Origin of the sequence: Chryseobacterium oryctis (genome assembly GCF_025971925.1) — a bacterium.
Lineage (GTDB): Bacteria > Bacteroidota > Bacteroidia > Flavobacteriales > Weeksellaceae > Chryseobacterium > Chryseobacterium oryctis.
The window spans coordinates 26,332-41,784 of the sequence record NZ_JAPDHV010000003.1; the positions used below are offsets into that span (position 1 = coordinate 26,332).

The 15,453-nt window shown below is 33.3% G+C and carries 13 protein-coding genes; 6 read left to right on the forward strand and 7 right to left on the reverse strand.

Features of this window, described 5'->3' with window-relative positions; all coding sequences use genetic code 11:
* Positions 1-87: 87 nt before the first annotated feature.
* On the forward strand, positions 88-888 hold the full coding sequence (locus tag OH806_RS07180; protein WP_264743003.1) for a hypothetical protein: 801 nt from the start codon (positions 88-90) through the stop codon (positions 886-888).
* A 47-nt stretch (positions 889-935) separates the two neighbouring features.
* On the opposite strand, the gene OH806_RS07185 is transcribed toward OH806_RS07180, so the two are convergent.
* From OH806_RS07185 to queA, 5 genes are all read right to left on the reverse strand, one after another.
* Positions 936-1,913, reverse strand: a complete 978-nt coding sequence (locus tag OH806_RS07185; RefSeq protein WP_264743004.1) for a polyprenyl synthetase family protein — start codon at positions 1,911-1,913, stop codon at positions 936-938.
* 74 nt (positions 1,914-1,987) lie between these two features.
* Positions 1,988-2,866 carry a hypothetical protein gene (locus OH806_RS07190; RefSeq protein ID WP_264743005.1) on the reverse strand — a complete coding sequence of 293 codons (879 nt, stop codon included), beginning with the start codon at positions 2,864-2,866 and terminating at the stop codon, positions 1,988-1,990.
* 109 nt (positions 2,867-2,975) lie between these two features.
* Positions 2,976-3,914, reverse strand: coding sequence for a sterol desaturase family protein (locus tag OH806_RS07195; RefSeq protein ID WP_264743006.1), 939 nt, complete (start codon positions 3,912-3,914; stop codon positions 2,976-2,978).
* Between the two features lie 75 nt (positions 3,915-3,989).
* Positions 3,990-5,024, reverse strand: coding sequence for a dual-specificity RNA methyltransferase RlmN (gene rlmN / locus OH806_RS07200; RefSeq protein WP_264743007.1), 1,035 nt, complete (start codon positions 5,022-5,024; stop codon positions 3,990-3,992).
* Between the two features lie 149 nt (positions 5,025-5,173).
* Positions 5,174-6,223 (reverse strand): tRNA preQ1(34) S-adenosylmethionine ribosyltransferase-isomerase QueA, encoded by a 1,050-nt coding sequence (gene queA, locus OH806_RS07205; protein ID WP_264743008.1) that lies wholly within the window; start codon positions 6,221-6,223, stop codon positions 5,174-5,176.
* A 288-nt stretch (positions 6,224-6,511) separates the two neighbouring features.
* Here queA and OH806_RS07210 point away from each other — a divergent pair, with 288 nt between their 5' ends.
* Genes OH806_RS07210 through OH806_RS07220 form a run of 3 tightly spaced genes read left to right on the forward strand, consistent with a single transcriptional unit; the run spans position 6,512 to position 9,826 of the window.
* A complete protein-coding gene (locus OH806_RS07210) occupies positions 6,512-7,903 on the forward strand; it encodes a Gfo/Idh/MocA family protein (protein ID WP_264743009.1) in 1,392 nt (463 codons plus the stop codon).
* Complete coding sequence (locus OH806_RS07215) at positions 7,893-8,801, forward strand: nucleotidyltransferase family protein (RefSeq protein WP_264743010.1); 909 nt, start codon at positions 7,893-7,895, stop codon at positions 8,799-8,801. The genes OH806_RS07210 and OH806_RS07215 overlap by 11 nt, the downstream gene beginning before the upstream one ends.
* The gene (locus OH806_RS07220; protein ID WP_264743011.1) at positions 8,792-9,826 is read left to right on the forward strand and encodes a phosphotransferase enzyme family protein; all 1,035 of its coding nucleotides are present in this window, start codon (positions 8,792-8,794) and stop codon (positions 9,824-9,826) included. The genes OH806_RS07215 and OH806_RS07220 overlap by 10 nt, the downstream gene beginning before the upstream one ends.
* Before the next feature lie 50 nt (positions 9,827-9,876).
* On the opposite strand, the gene gyrB is transcribed toward OH806_RS07220, so the two are convergent.
* On the reverse strand, positions 9,877-11,811 hold the full coding sequence (gene gyrB, locus OH806_RS07225) for a DNA topoisomerase (ATP-hydrolyzing) subunit B (RefSeq protein ID WP_264743012.1): 1,935 nt from the start codon (positions 11,809-11,811) through the stop codon (positions 9,877-9,879).
* Between the two features lie 230 nt (positions 11,812-12,041).
* Here gyrB and OH806_RS07230 point away from each other — a divergent pair, with 230 nt between their 5' ends.
* Both OH806_RS07230 and OH806_RS07235 read left to right on the forward strand, forming a co-directional pair.
* Positions 12,042-13,385, forward strand: a complete 1,344-nt coding sequence (locus OH806_RS07230; RefSeq protein WP_264743013.1) for a cytochrome ubiquinol oxidase subunit I — start codon at positions 12,042-12,044, stop codon at positions 13,383-13,385.
* Positions 13,382-14,386: a cytochrome d ubiquinol oxidase subunit II gene (locus tag OH806_RS07235; RefSeq protein ID WP_264743014.1), complete on the forward strand. Its 1,005-nt coding sequence runs from the start codon at positions 13,382-13,384 to the stop codon at positions 14,384-14,386. Before OH806_RS07230 ends, OH806_RS07235 begins: the two co-directional genes overlap by 4 nt.
* A 195-nt stretch (positions 14,387-14,581) precedes the next feature.
* Here OH806_RS07235 and OH806_RS07240 read toward each other — a convergent pair whose 3' ends face one another.
* Positions 14,582-15,349, reverse strand: a complete 768-nt coding sequence (locus OH806_RS07240; protein ID WP_264743015.1) for an OmpA family protein — start codon at positions 15,347-15,349, stop codon at positions 14,582-14,584.
* Positions 15,350-15,453: the final 104 nt, after the last annotated feature.

The following is a 15,453-nucleotide window of genomic DNA, read 5'->3' on the forward strand; positions in this document are numbered from 1 at the left end:
AACAAAACAAATGACAGCAAAATTATATTGGCATAAAAATTGAATATTAACTAAAACTTATATAAAAAAAACAAAAAACAGAGAAAAATGAGAAAAAAAATTACTCCAATAGTTGGCGTTATTGTCATGTCAAGTTTTTTCAATTCTTTATCCGCTCAACTAGGGATTAACACAAGTAATCCACAAGCAGTATTCCATATTGATGCAGGAAAAGATAATCCAACATCAGGTATTCCATCAGCAGCACAACAAACTAATGATTTTGTGGTGACTAACACTGCTAACCTAGGTATTGGGACAACTACTCCAACTGAGAAACTCGATATTGCAACGGGAAATGCAAGAATTCGAAATATAAACAGCAATGTAGGTGTAGGAGGAAGTGACAGGGTAGTTGTTGCCGACGCAGACGGAGTTTTAAAAACAATTGATTTTAGTGCTTATTCATTATTTCACGCACGTTTGGCTGCAAATCAGAATCTTACTAATGCTACTATTACAACATTATTATTTTCAACGCCATTGGCAACTTCTCCATTCTACTCTTACAATACAGGAACAGGAGTATTAACATTTAACAAAGCCGGAAACTACCTAATAACTTTACAAGCAAGTTTTGCAAGTGCTCCTGCCGGAACGCAATTACTCCTAGGTGTAAGACCCAATCCTGATGGTAATTATTTAGGTAGAGGAAGTCATTACAACGCTACAGCAACTAGCGCTACAGTCGGAGAATTAATGAACTATACTACAATGTTAGTCATTCCTACCGCTGGTTATCAAATCCGATTTACTGCGGCACCCAATCAAAGTTGCACTGTTTTAGCTACTGAATCAGGAAGTACTGGTAGCGGAAATGTAACCAATGTGACAATACAAAAAATTTAACTTAAAATATAAAAAGGATGGCTAAAAAAACCATCCTTTTATTATATCTAAAATTTTCTCTCAATCACATAATCCAGCATAATGTGTAATGATTTTCTTGCCTCAGAATCAGGAAATTCATTCAGGATATCTTTAGCTTTTTGTTGAAAATCTTTCATTATTTTAATTGCGTAATCCAGACCTCCTGAACTTTTAACGAAAGAAATCAATTCTTTTACTCGTTTTTGGTCGTTATTATAACGCTTTATTGTATTAAAATAATATTTTCGATCAGTCTCATTAGCTGTTTTCAAAGTATGAATCAAAGGCAGGGTCATTTTTTGCTCTTTAATATCGATTCCGACAGGTTTGCCGATAACATTCGAACTTAAATAATCAAATAAATCATCTTTGATTTGGAAAGCCATTCCGGTATATGTTCCAAAATCCATCATTTTTTTTGCTAACGTTTCATCAGCATTATTTGATAAAACTCCGATTTCACAACAAGCGGCAATTAAAGTTGCAGTTTTCTGACGAATAATTTCGTAGTAAACATCTTCCGTAATATCCAGCTTTCTTGCTTTCTCCAACTGAAGCAGCTCTCCTTCAGACATTTCACGAATAGTTCGGGAAATAACACTTAACAAATCGTAGTCTTTATAGTCTGTAGATAATAAAACAGACTTAGAAAGAAGGTAATCTCCTACCAAAACCGCAATTTTATTCTTCCACAAAGCATTAATAGAGAAGAAATTACGACGTTTGAAACTCTCATCAACTACATCATCATGCACCAAAGTAGCAGTATGAATCAACTCAATCATTGATGCCCCACGATATGTTTTTTCGTTGACCTCCCCTACGAGTTTTGCACAAAGAAACACAAACATAGGTCGCATTTGCTTTCCTTTTGTAGTAACTATAAAACGAGTTACTTTATCTAATAAAGGAACTTTACTTTGCATTGATTCATAAAACTTTTGTTCAAAAAGTTTCATTTCCTCATTGATTGGTCGCTTGATTTCTTCTACAGTGTTGCCCACAGTCTTCGAATGATGAATAAATAATTATTAATTCTCACAAAGATAATTTTTTTCAGGCAATTTTAGGGCAAAAATTAGTTCCCAAATTTATCTTTTGGAATAAAATACAGACTTGGTTTTGTACTTCCCAACGGAGAACTCAATTTTTCTCCCGAAATATACATACCCAATTCATTTACAGTAACCCCTTCAATCTGACCTATTGATAAAGCACTCCCCAAATAATAACGTTTAGGATTAGTATTAAAAAAGACACCAGCTTCAGTTTCATTAAATATACTTAGAAATACCTCAGTTTTCTTTGTATAGCCTATTAAATATAATTTTCCATCAAAATAAGCAGCATCTGTTACAATAAAATCGGCTTTAAAGGTTTCTATTTTCTCCGCCTTTTGGTTTTCTGAAATATCCGGATTAATGACATAATGTGTCGTTGATTTCGAAGCCCACTCTTTAGTAAAAATATGAAGTTTTCCGTTTAAATAAATCATAGCTTCACCATCAAAATTCGTATTCAATTCTTTTGTAGAAAAATCTGTCTGTTCAGGATAAAAAAAAGAAATGGTTTCAATAGAATCATTTTTTGCTTCATTATTTTGAAAAGGAACTTTATAAACCTTTAAATCTTTTCTTTTTCCTGAAGCATTTCCAAAATCTCCGATGTAGAAATTACTCCCATCATTTGCTAAAGCTTCCCAATCTGTATTCTTGGCATTGATTTTAATCGTTTTTAAAATTTCACCAGTGGTTTTGTCCAGTTCAAAAAGTTCGGGAGCATTTCCGCTGTCATTAAACGTATACAGTTTATCATTAAAAATACTTAATCCTGAAGTTTCCTGAATTTTTTCATTCAAATAATTGACTCGGTATTTTCTAATTTTTAGAAAATCAACTTGTTGTGCAAACGAAAATGCAGAAATTGCAAAGATTAAAACTTGAAAAAGCTTTTTCATAAAGTAAAATTAAAGTTTTATTTTTAAATCAATTTCAATTAAAAAATCAAACAAAAAAAGCGGACAAATGTCCGCCTCAGTGATTATATAGATTTTATTGAAAATTTTTTTAAGCTGATTGTTTTTGAACCTTGCCCTTCTTTCCGGCTTTCTTCTCAAGATATTCTTTCTGATATTGCCTTACAGTTTTACCAGTTCCATCATGTCTCCATCCAGGAGAATTGAAGATATAATTAATTCTATCAGTGAATTTTAACCCCGGTTGCTTTATATCTTTCCAAATTTTTCTCCATTCATAAAACAGAACTGTATCTGGTCTCTCGTTCGGCATTTTTGGATAAATTCCAAATTTTACAGGTACGTTTGGATCTTCCTTTTCAAATGTTCCGAAAATTTTATCCCAAATAATTAAACACATTCCCATATTTCTATCCAAATACTTAATATTACAAGCATGATGAACGCGATGATGAGATGGAGTTACCAAGATATATTCTAAAATACCCATGCTTTTTACAGTCTGCGTATGTACCCAAGTTCCGTAAACCTGTCCGATTGCATAAACAACCATAATATGCCAAGGATTAAACCCTAAAAATGCTAATGGAGAAAAATATAAATACCTATAAAGTGGCTGTAAAACAGGACTTCTAAATCCAGTTGTAAGATTAAAAAATTCTGAATTGTGATGTGTGATATGAACCGCCCAAAAAGCTCTTGAATGATGATCTACATAATGTAAAACATAATAGGCAAAATCTGTAACGATGAAACAAATGATCCAATACCAAATTGTAAAATCCCAAGTAAAAAGCCTATGATTATAGAAGAAAAACATTACTCCCATCGCAAAAGCCTTCATAATAAGATCTAGTCCGAAATTCATCAATGCAAGATAAACATTGGTTGCTACATCTTTACCACTATATAATTTAGCTTGAGAAATATGACTATAGATCATTTCCGCCAAAATAACTGTGATGTGCAGAGGAATGGACCAAGCGTATACATTCTCCAATCCATCTTCACCCATAAAGAAATCCATCATCATCTTTTAATTTAAGACACAAAGGTATGACTTTAAGAGTTTTTTAAGAAAAATATAAAGATTTTTAATGAAATTTTAATCCGCTGTTTTATTTGCTAACTGACCACAGGCAGCATCAATATCTCCACCTCGGCTTTTTCTTATAACACAAACAATTCCTGCATTTTCAAGCTGACGAATATAGTTTTCTTCAGCCTGTTTATTACATTGGTCATATTTCCCGTCTCCAATAGGATTATATTGAATTAAATTAACCTTAGAAGGAACTTGTTTACAATATTTTATTAAAGCTTTAATATCTTCATCTCCATCATTAATTCCCTTCCAAACACAATATTCAAAAGTAATAACAGAACCTGTTTTTTTGTACCAGTATTGTAGAGATTCCATAATTTCCGTTAAAGGAAATTTATCTGAGAAAGGCATTATTTCATTACGCTTAGATTCAATCGCTGAGTGAAGTGACAAAGCCAATTTCACACGCAAATCGTCATCTGCAAGCATTTTAATCATTTTCGGAATCCCTGAAGTAGAAACGGTAATTCTTCGAGGAGACATTCCCAAGCCTTCAGGTTGTGTAATTTTTCGGATAGCTTCAACCACATTTTTGTAGTTCATCATTGGCTCTCCCATTCCCATAAATACAATATTGGAAAGAGGTCTATCGAAATACATTCTACTTTGGCTGTCAATTAAAGCTACCTGATCTACAATTTCTGCAACCTCAAGATTTCTCATTCTTTTGAGTCTAGCTGTTGCACAAAATTCACAGTTTAGCGAACAGCCGACTTGAGAAGATACACAAGCTGTTGTTCTTGTTTCTGTAGGAATCAATACAGATTCTACTAATAATCCGTCATGAAGTTTCACCCCGTTTTTAATAGTTCCATCTTTACTTTTTTGAAGTAAATCCACAGAAACAGGGTTAATAGTATATTCCTCTGAAATTCTTTCACGAAGAGGTTTCGAAAGATTCGTCATTTCATCAATCGAATGGAGATTTTTACTCCACAACCAATCATAAACCTGTTTCGCACGGAATGGTTTTTCTCCCAAAGACACAAAATAATCTTTAAGCTGATCTAGTGATAAAGTACGAATATCTTTCAATGTTATTTTTTATTTTAAATATTTTGCAAAGATACAGCTTTTAAAAAAGCTATAAAAATTAACACAACAACAAATCAAGGAAAGCTTTAATTATAAAAAAACCTTCAGCTTTTACTGAAGGTTTTTTTATATTATTGATATTAAAAATCTTATATAATTAACATTGCGTCACCGTAAGAGTAGAATTTATACTTCTCTTTCACAGCTTCTTCATACGCATGCATGATAAAATCTTTTCCGGCAAACGCTGCAATCATCATAATTAATGTAGATTTTGGCGTATGGAAGTTAGTAATCATTGTATTTGCAACACCAAAATCATGAGGTGGATAAATAAATTTATTTGTCCATCCGTTGAATGCAGAGATTTTTTTGTTTGAAGAAACAGAAGTTTCCAAAGCTCTCATTGTAGTTGTTCCTACAGCACAAACTCTTCTGTTAGCTTCTACTGCTTTATTGATGATTTCAGCATTTTTTTCATCAATAATGATTTCTTCAGATTCCATTTTATGCTTAGAAAGATCTTCCACTTCAATAGGATTGAAAGTTCCTAAACCAACGTGAAGAGTTACTTCAGCAAAGTTGATTCCTTTGATTTCCAATCTCTTCATCAAATGTTTTGAGAAGTGAAGACCTGCGGTAGGTGCAGCAACAGCTCCTTCTACTTTAGCATAGATTGTCTGGTATCTTTCAGCATCTTCAGGCTCTACAGCTCTTTTTATATATTTTGGAAGCGGAGTTTCACCAAGTTCCTTTAGTTTGCTTCTGAATTCTTCATAAGAACCATCGAATAAAAATCTCAAGGTTCTACCTCTTGAAGTTGTATTATCAATAACCTCTGCAACTAAAGATTCATCTTCTGTAAAGAATAATTTGTTACCAATTCTGATTTTTCTTGCAGGATCTACCAAAACGTCCCAAACACGAGTTTCTTTATCTAGCTCTCTCAAAAGGAAAACTTCAATTTTAGCACCCGTTTTTTCTTTATTTCCATAAAGGCGAGCCGGGAAAACTTTAGTATTGTTGAAAATAAACAAATCATCTTCATCAAAATAATCTACCACATCTTTAAACAATTTGTGCTCAATTGTTTCAGTTTTACGGTTTAATACCATTAATCTAGCCTCATCTCTATGCTCGGAAGGGTGTTCTGCTAGTAATTCTGCAGGAAGGTCGAAATTAAAATCGGATGTCTTCATTTTTTAAATTACGGTTTAAAAATTTATTAAAATTACAGGCTGTAATTTTCAAGGTGCAAATATACGACATTGAACACCCCTTTGTCAAGTCTTATTTAACTTATTTAAAATGAATATAAAAACTGAATACATAAAAAAATAACCATCTGATTACATACTATTTCCATTAAAATTTTGAAGAAAAAAAGTAGAATTAATTAAATTTATTCAATATTTTTCACTCAAAATATTTTTAAAAATTTATAATTTAATACCTTTATCAAAACAAATCATACAAAATATATTAAAATGGATACAACCCGTCGGGATTTCATCAAAACTGCTGCTTTGGCAAGTTTTGGAGCTCTTGTGTTACCCAATTCTTTATTTGCTTATTCTAAAGGTTATAAAACAGACAAAAAAGTTCGCGTAGGATTTATTGGTGTCGGACTTAGAGGTCAGGAACATGTAAAACTTCTTGCACAACGTGATGATGTAGAAATTATAGCTTTTGCTGATCCTAGTAAAATTATGCTTTCTGCTTCTCAAAAAATATTAGCTAAAAATAATAAACCTGCAGCTCAGGAATTCTCAAACGGAGAATATGATTACAGAAATCTCTTAAAACTAAATACCATTGATGCTGTAGTTATTGCAACCCCATGGGAATGGCATCTTACGCAAGGTGTTGAAGCTATGCGTGCTAAAAAAATTGTCGGAATGGAAGTTTCCGGAGCTATTAATCTCAATGATTGCTGGGAGTTTGTAAAAGTATATGAAGAAACAAAAGTTCCGATTTTCATGATGGAAAATGTCTGTTATCGACGAGACTTAATGGCTGTTTTAAATATGGTTCGTAAAAACATGTTTGGAGAGTTAGTTCATGGACGAGGAGGTTATCAACATGATTTGAGAGGTGTATTATTTAACGATGGAATTACTCCATATAACTCTGGAGCTGAATTTGGAGAAAAAGGCTTTAGTGAAGCCAAATGGAGAACCGAACATTATGTAAAAAGAAACGGAGAACTCTACCCTACTCACGGACTCGGACCTGTTGCCGTAATGATGGATATTAACAGAGGAAACAGATTAACAAGGCTATCCTCATTCTCATCAAAAGCTGTAGGATTGCATAAATATATTGTAGAACATCCTAAAGGCGGAGAAAATCATCCTAATGCAAAAGTAAAATTCAACCAAGGAGATATTGTAACCACTCAAATTGCTTGTGCCAATGGAGAAACCATACTTCTAACCCATGATACAAGTTTACAAAGACCTTATGATTTAGGATTTAGAGTTCAGGGAACAGAAGGAATCTGGCAGGATTTTGGGTGGGGAGAATTCGATCAAGGTCATATTTATTTTGAAAAAGCAATGAATCATTCGCATAAATGGGACAGTACCGAAAAATGGCTCACAGAATACGACCACCCTATGTGGAAACGGTTTGCAGATAAAGCAACCGGAGCAGGACACGGAGGAATGGATTTCTTCGTAATGAACACTTTTATAGAATGCATCAAACGAAATATTGAGTTCCCGATGGATGTGTACGATTTGGCGACATGGTATTCAATAACTCCGCTCAGCGAAAAATCTATTGCAAAAGGAGGAAAAGCTGTTAATATTCCCGATTTCACCAAAGGTGCCTGGAAAAATCGCAAACCCGTATTTGGAATGACCGATGAATTCTAAAAAAACACTTCTCATTTTAGCCGGCGGACTTGGAAGTAGATACAAAGGATTAAAACAAATAGACGGAATTTTAGAAAATAATTCTCCGCTTCTAGAGTATTCAATTTACGATGCTCTGGAAGCGGGATTCAACAAAATTGTGGTTATTATCAACCGCTTTATTCCTGAAAGTTATCTTGAAAGACTCCAAAAAATATCAGCTGATAAGAATTTTGAATTGCATTGGGTTTATCAAGATATAAAAAATTATCTTCCTGAAAATTTCGATATTTCCGAGAGACAAAAACCCTGGGGAACGGGTCATGCCATTTTATGCGCTCAAAATATCATTAATGAGCCTTTCATTATGATAAATGCAGACGATTTTTATGGAAAAGAAGCCTATCAACTAGCTTCAAAAGAGATTGACAAAGGAAATATTTCAGAGAAGCAATTCGAGTTGATTGCTTACCCTGTTGAAAGCACTCTGAGCGAAAACGGAACCGTTGCAAGAGGAATCTGCACAATGGATTCTGAGAATTTTTTAATAAAAATCGAAGAGCAAACATCTATTCGTCAAGAAGGAGATTTTATTATTTACACCGAAAAAGAGAAAGATGTTGAAATCAAACCTAAAACCTTAGTTTCTATGAATTTCTTCATTTTTCATCCTAAAATTTTCAGTTTTCTTGAAAAGTCTTTCAATGAATTTATTAATTCTAAACCATCATCAACACAAGAGTTTTATATACCTTCTGTTGTACAAAAAATGATTAATGAGAAAGAAATACAAGTTTTGGTAAAGCCTTCTCCATCTCAATGGATGGGAATGACCTATGCCAACGACAAAGAGATTTTAAAAGATTTTTTACGAGAAGAAACTTTCTCAAAAAGATACCCCACTGATTTATGGAGTTGAATACCATTATAAAAAAATTTATTGCAACAGAAAACTACGAAATCACTCCTATTACAAATGGTCTGATTAATTCTACTTTTCTTCTAGAAAATAAAGATACAAGTGAAAAATTTATCCTTCAAAAAATCAACAAACAGATTTTTAAGAATCCTGTTTCTATCATAAAAAACCATTTAACAATCAATAAAAAACTGATTTCCAATAATTATCAATTAGAAGTCATTAGACCTGTTTGTACTTCCGAAAATGAATTTTTAATACCTGATGAAAATGATGATGTTTGGAGAATTCAAAATTTTATTGAGAATAGCCTTACTTTTCTTAAAATTCCATCCCACGAAATTGCTTATGAAGCAGCGAAAGCATTCAGTCATTTTTTAGATATTATTAATATTGAAAATTCAGTGAATATTGAAGAAACTTTGCCTGATTTTATCAATTTTGAAAAAAGAATTTTTGACTATCAGACTTCTTTAAAAAATACTGATTCAAGCCTTATTGAAAAGGCAAAACGTGAAATAGAACAAACAAATCAATTTTTATCACTTCCTGATAAATGGATTGAGCTTGAAAAGAATAATCTTCTCCCTAAAAGAATCATTCACGCCGACCCTAAAATAAGTAATATTCTTTTCAACCAACATCAAAAACCATTGGCTGTAATTGATTTGGACACCATTATGATTTCCACAATTTTGTATGATTTCGGAGATATGATTCGTTCTTACACCAATACAACTAATGAAGATGACGGAAAAACAGAAAATAATTTCAATCCAGAAATTTACAAAGCTGTAAAAGAAGGTTTTCTATTTCATTTAAAAGATAAACTTACTCATACGGAACTCGAAAACTTAGATTATGCCGCGAAAGTTGTGATTTATATTCAGGCTATCAGATTTTTAACCGATTATTTGAACGGAAGCATTTATTATTCAACAAAATATCCCGAACATAATTTAGACAGAACTCGAAATCAATTACAACTTTTGGAAGGATTGAACAGTTTTCTATCTGAAAAATAATAAACAAAAAAGACTTCATTGCTGAAGTCTTTTTTAACTATAAATTCAAATTATGCATCAATTTTAGCATATTTGGCATTCTTTTCAATAAATTCTCTTCTCGGTGGTACCTCATCTCCCATCAACATTGAGAAAACGCTATCAGCTTCTACTGCATTTTCAATAGTTACCTGCTTTAGAATTCTGTTTTCAGGATTTAAAGTTGTTTCCCAAAGTTGTTCAGGGTTCATTTCTCCAAGACCTTTATAACGCTGAACTTCAACACCTTTACCATCCGGAGACATTTCTAAAGTGAATTCTTCACGTTCTTTTTCGTTGTAAGCATAAACTTTTTTATTTCCTTTTTTCAATAAATACAAAGGTGGTTGAGCGATATAAATATATCCGTTCTCAATCAGTTCTTTCATATATCTAAAGAAGAACGTAAGAATCAGGGTCGAAATGTGAGAACCATCGATATCGGCATCGGTCATGATTACGATTTTATGATATCTCAGTTTAGACATATTCAATGCCTTGCTATCTTCTTCTGTACCTACAGAAACTCCAAGAGCAGTGTAAATATTTTTAATTTCCTCGTTATCATATACTTTATGAAGCATAGACTTTTCTACGTTCAAAATCTTACCTCTTAACGGAAGAATAGCTTGGAAAAATCTGTCACGTCCCTGCTTTGCTGTTCCACCCGCAGAATCTCCCTCTACAAGGAAAATCTCAGATTCTTCAGGGTTTTTAGAAGAACAATCAGAAAGTTTTCCCGGAAGTCCTGAACCTCCCATTGGAGATTTTCTCTGAACCATTTCACGAGCTTTTTTCGCAGCCTGTCTTGCTTTTGCAGCCAAAACAACTTTCTGTACTATTTGTTTGGCTTCAGCAGGGTTTTCTTCCAAGAAGTTGGTAAGCATTTCACCAACAATTTTATCTACAGCCCCCGAAACTTCAGAATTTCCTAATTTAGTTTTAGTTTGCCCTTCAAACTGAGGCTCCATTACTTTTACAGAAATAACAGCCGTAAGACCTTCACGGAAGTCATCTCCTGTAACTTCTACTTTTTCTTTTGCAGGAAGCCCTAATTCATCAGCGAATTTCTTTAGAGTTCTCGTTAAAGCTCTTCTGAAACCGGCTAAGTGAGTTCCTCCTTCGTGAGTATTAATATTATTTACATAAGAATGTAAATTTTCATTAAATGAAGTGTTGTAACGCATTGCTACTTCCACAGGAATATCATCACGCTCTCCTTCCATGAAAATCACATGTTCCATGATAGATTCACGGTTTCCGTCGATATAAGCAACAAACTCTTTCAGACCTCCTTCAGAATGAAATTTTTCTGTCTTGAAAGTTCCATCTTCTAATGCTTCTCTTTCATCGGTAAGGGTAATCGTAATTCCTTTATTAAGGTAAGAAAGTTCCCTTAAACGATTTGCTAAAGTATCGTAATTATAAACTAATTCTGTAAAAATAGTATCATCCGGCTGGAAAAACTGCTTCGTTCCTCTTTTATCACTGTTACCAACTACTTCTACATCTGTTTGAGCTTTTCCTCTGGAATATACCTGCTGATAAACGTTTCCATCTCTATAAACGGTAGTAATCATTTCATTAGAAAGTGCGTTCACACAAGAAACCCCAACCCCGTGAAGTCCCCCCGAAACCTTATAAGAATCTTTATCAAACTTACCTCCGGCTCCAATTTTTGTCATTACAACCTCAAGAGCAGATTTTTGTTCTTTTTCATGGAAATCAACAGGGATACCTCTACCGTTGTCGGTTACTTCAATTCCGTTTCCTTCTTTTATGGTAACAGTGATTGTGTCGCAGTATCCTGCTAATGCCTCGTCAATAGAGTTATCTACTACTTCATAAACCAAATGATGAAGACCTCTTACTCCTACATCACCAATGTACATTGAAGGACGCATACGAACGTGTTCCATCCCTTCCAATGCCTGTATACTACTAGCTGTATATTGTTTTTGACTCATATTAAATATTAAAATCTTGCTATATGCAAAGACCCACAAATATCGTGATTTTTTTCGACTTGTGAAAGTTAAAAAATGTCAAAAAAATATGGATTACTCCAATTTTAAAAGAAAACAAATTAACCTAAAAAATATCAAAGTTAAAACCTATTTTTTAAATCAAAACTGTTGTAAATCATACCGATTATCATTTATTTATGCTTAATTTTATTCAGTCAAAGTTGATTATTATGGATGATTTTCTCGCCGCTCGAGCACAGATGGCAATGTCGCTTGGGTTTCATATCATATTCTCCTGTGTGGGTATGGTAATGCCTTTCCTTATGGCTTTTGCCCATTGGAAATACTTAAAAACCAAAAACGAAGTTTATAAAGGTCTTACCAAAGCATGGAGCAAAGGTGTGGCAATACTTTTTGCAACCGGAGCTGTTTCAGGAACAATGCTTTCTTTTGAACTTGGACTTCTTTGGCCGCAATTTATGAAACATGCAGGACCCATTTTCGGAATGCCTTTCTCTCTCGAAGGAACGGCATTTTTTATTGAAGCCATTGCTATCGGATTTTTCTTGTATGGTTGGGACAGATTTAATAAATGGTTTCATTGGTTTTGCGGATTTTTAGTCGGCTTGAGTGGTTTAGCTTCCGGAATTTTAGTCGTTGCAGCCAATGCATGGATGAATTCTCCTTCCGGATTTGATTATATCAACGGACAATATGTAAACATAGACCCAATTAAAGCCATGTTTAACGAAGCTTGGTTTCCTCAGGCTTTACATATGACTGTTGCTGCCTTCTGTGCGACAGGATTCGCAGTTGCTGGAGTACATGCTTATTTAATCATGAAAAAAAAGAATATTGAATTTCATACAAAAGCATTTAAAATTGCAGCAGGATTTGCTTTAATAGGAGCTTTCGGAGCGCCTTTAAGCGGTGATATTGCAGCAAAATCTGTTGCAGAAAGACAGCCCATCAAATTAGCAGCAATGGAAGCTCATTTTGAAACCGAAAAAGGTGCATCATTTGTCATTGGCGGAATTCCGGATGAAGAAAAAGGCGAAATAAAATATGCTATTAAAATCCCGAAGGTTTTAAGTTTCTTGGTAAGTAATGATTTTGATTCAGAGGTAAAAGGTCTCAATGATTTTCCAAAAGATGAATGGCCTCCTGTTGCTGTTGTTCATTATTCTTTTCAAATAATGATTTTCTTCGGTGTTGTAATGATTATCATCGGTACTGTTTATTTATATGCTACATTTTTTAAGAAAGAATGGTTAACTAAAAATTGGCTTTTAAAAACCTTTTTTATAGCAACACCTTTCGGCTATATTGCTTTAGAAGCAGGATGGACAGTCACTGAAGTGGGGCGACAACCCTGGATTATTTACGGAATAATGAAAACCGCAGATGCCGTAACTCCAATGCCCGGAATACAGTATTCATTCTATTTTTTCACGGCAATTTTTGTTTCGTTATCATTAATTATCATTTTTCTTTTGAGAAGGCAGATTCAAATGGTTCCTAAACTTTATGACCCAACAGATTCTGAGTTTAACGCTAAAAACAAAAAATCATGATTTACGTTGTTATAGGATTTCTTTGGTTATCAATCTGTTTGTATGTGATTTTGGGAGGAGCTGATTTTGGAGCTGGAATTGTGGAACTTTTCACCAATAAAAAAGCCAGGCCAAAGACTAAAAACATTATGTATGAATCTATTGCTCCGGTTTGGGAAGCCAATCATATGTGGTTGATTATTGCAATTGTAATTTTGTTTGTCGGGTTTCCTGAAATCTACACAACCTTATCGACTTATCTTCACATTCCTTTAGTTTTAATGCTTATAGGTATCATTGCAAGAGGAACAGCGTTTACTTTCAGACATTATGATGCTGTGAAGGATGATTGGCAACAGGTTTATACTCAAATATTCTATTTTTCAAGCCTACTCACTCCGTTTTTTCTTGGATTGATTGCAGCTGCAACTATTTCTCGTTCTATTAATCCGATTGCATCGACTTTTTTGGACCTATATGTTTTCAGTTGGCTCAATTGGTTCGGAATAGCAGTCGGTCTTTTCACCATTTCTATTTGTGCTTATTTGGCTTCAATTTTTGCTTTAAGAGAAACAACCGACAGTCATGAATTAGATTTAATGATAAAAAAATCAAAGCAAACCATGATTTTTGTGGTTATTACAGGAATTCTGGTATTTTTCACAGCTTATGTTTCAGATATACCTTTATTAATGTGGATTTTCTCAAAACCTTTAGGAATTATGGCAACAGTTTTTGCTACAATTTGTCTGCTGTTAATTTTAAAAGCAATGAGAAACAAAAAACTATTACCTGTAAGAGCTTTAGCTGGATTTCAAATTGTAATGATTTTGGTTGCGGCAACTTATCAGCACAACCCGAATATCATTTTATTAGGAAACGGATTGCACCTTTCTTTGACTCAACATATAGCTTCGCCAAAAACTATTTCAGTATTAGGCTGGGCTTTGATATTGGGTTCGGTATTTATTCTTCCGTTTTTGTTTTATCTGATGGCTTCATTTAGTAAATTGAGAAAATAATCAAATTATTTGAAACAAGTGAAATATATGGTTCAAACTTAATGATGAAGAAATTTTGCTTTACAAAAATGAAGGAGATTTAGGATTAAGAAAAATCACACAATTATTTATGTTTAATTGCTATAATTCAATATATCACAAAAGATACGTTTAGGTTTATGATTAACAAAAGAAACTGTTTCAATTAATATCAATCTATTTTTTAAGTAAAACAATTTCAACCCTCCTATTTTTAGTTCGGTGGGCTTCAGTCTGTTCAGTATACACTATAGGATTGAGATGACCTTGACCTGATGCTTTTATTCTCTTTGAATTAATTCCTTGTTTTTCAAGAAATTCTTTTATAGCATTAGCTCTTGTCCAAGACAGATTGAAGGTTCCCAAATCAAGGTCTTTCCCGTCAAAATTATCATAATCACAGCAAATATGCCCTTGTAATTCCACTTCCATCGTTGGATTATTTTTTAAAACTGTAACAAGCTGAGAAAGTACTTCATTTGCTTTGGGAAGCCATACATGCCGACCTCCTACAAAATTAACATTAGGTAAAGAAAAAGTATCTCTCACTTTCATTTCAGAAACTTCTTTACTGAAAAAACTAGGATAAACTTTTCTTGAAATCTTTTCCTTTGAATTGAATTCTTTATCAATAAATATATCTACTCTTCTGTTTTTTCCTCGAAATTCTTCTGTACTGTTATCGTTTATTTGCTTTTCTTCTCCTAGCCCAACTACACTTTCCAACTTTATATTATTCCCTACTTTTGCTTGTAAATATTTCAGTACTACTTGTGCTCTGTTTTCGGATAATCTCTTATTATATGCTGAACTCCCCGTAGAATCACAATTTCCAAAAATTCTAAATCTCAAACTACTTTTTAACTGAGACAAGCTATCCAGTTTTTTCTCGGATTCTTTACTAAGCTCATAATTATCATAAGCAAAATAAATAGAAGTGAGCATTTGTGCATTACAATTTACACAACAGAAAATTATAATAAATACAATAAGAACTTTCATCGATTCTAAGTTTTCCTAAAAACGAAAAACAAAGAATTATAGTTTAT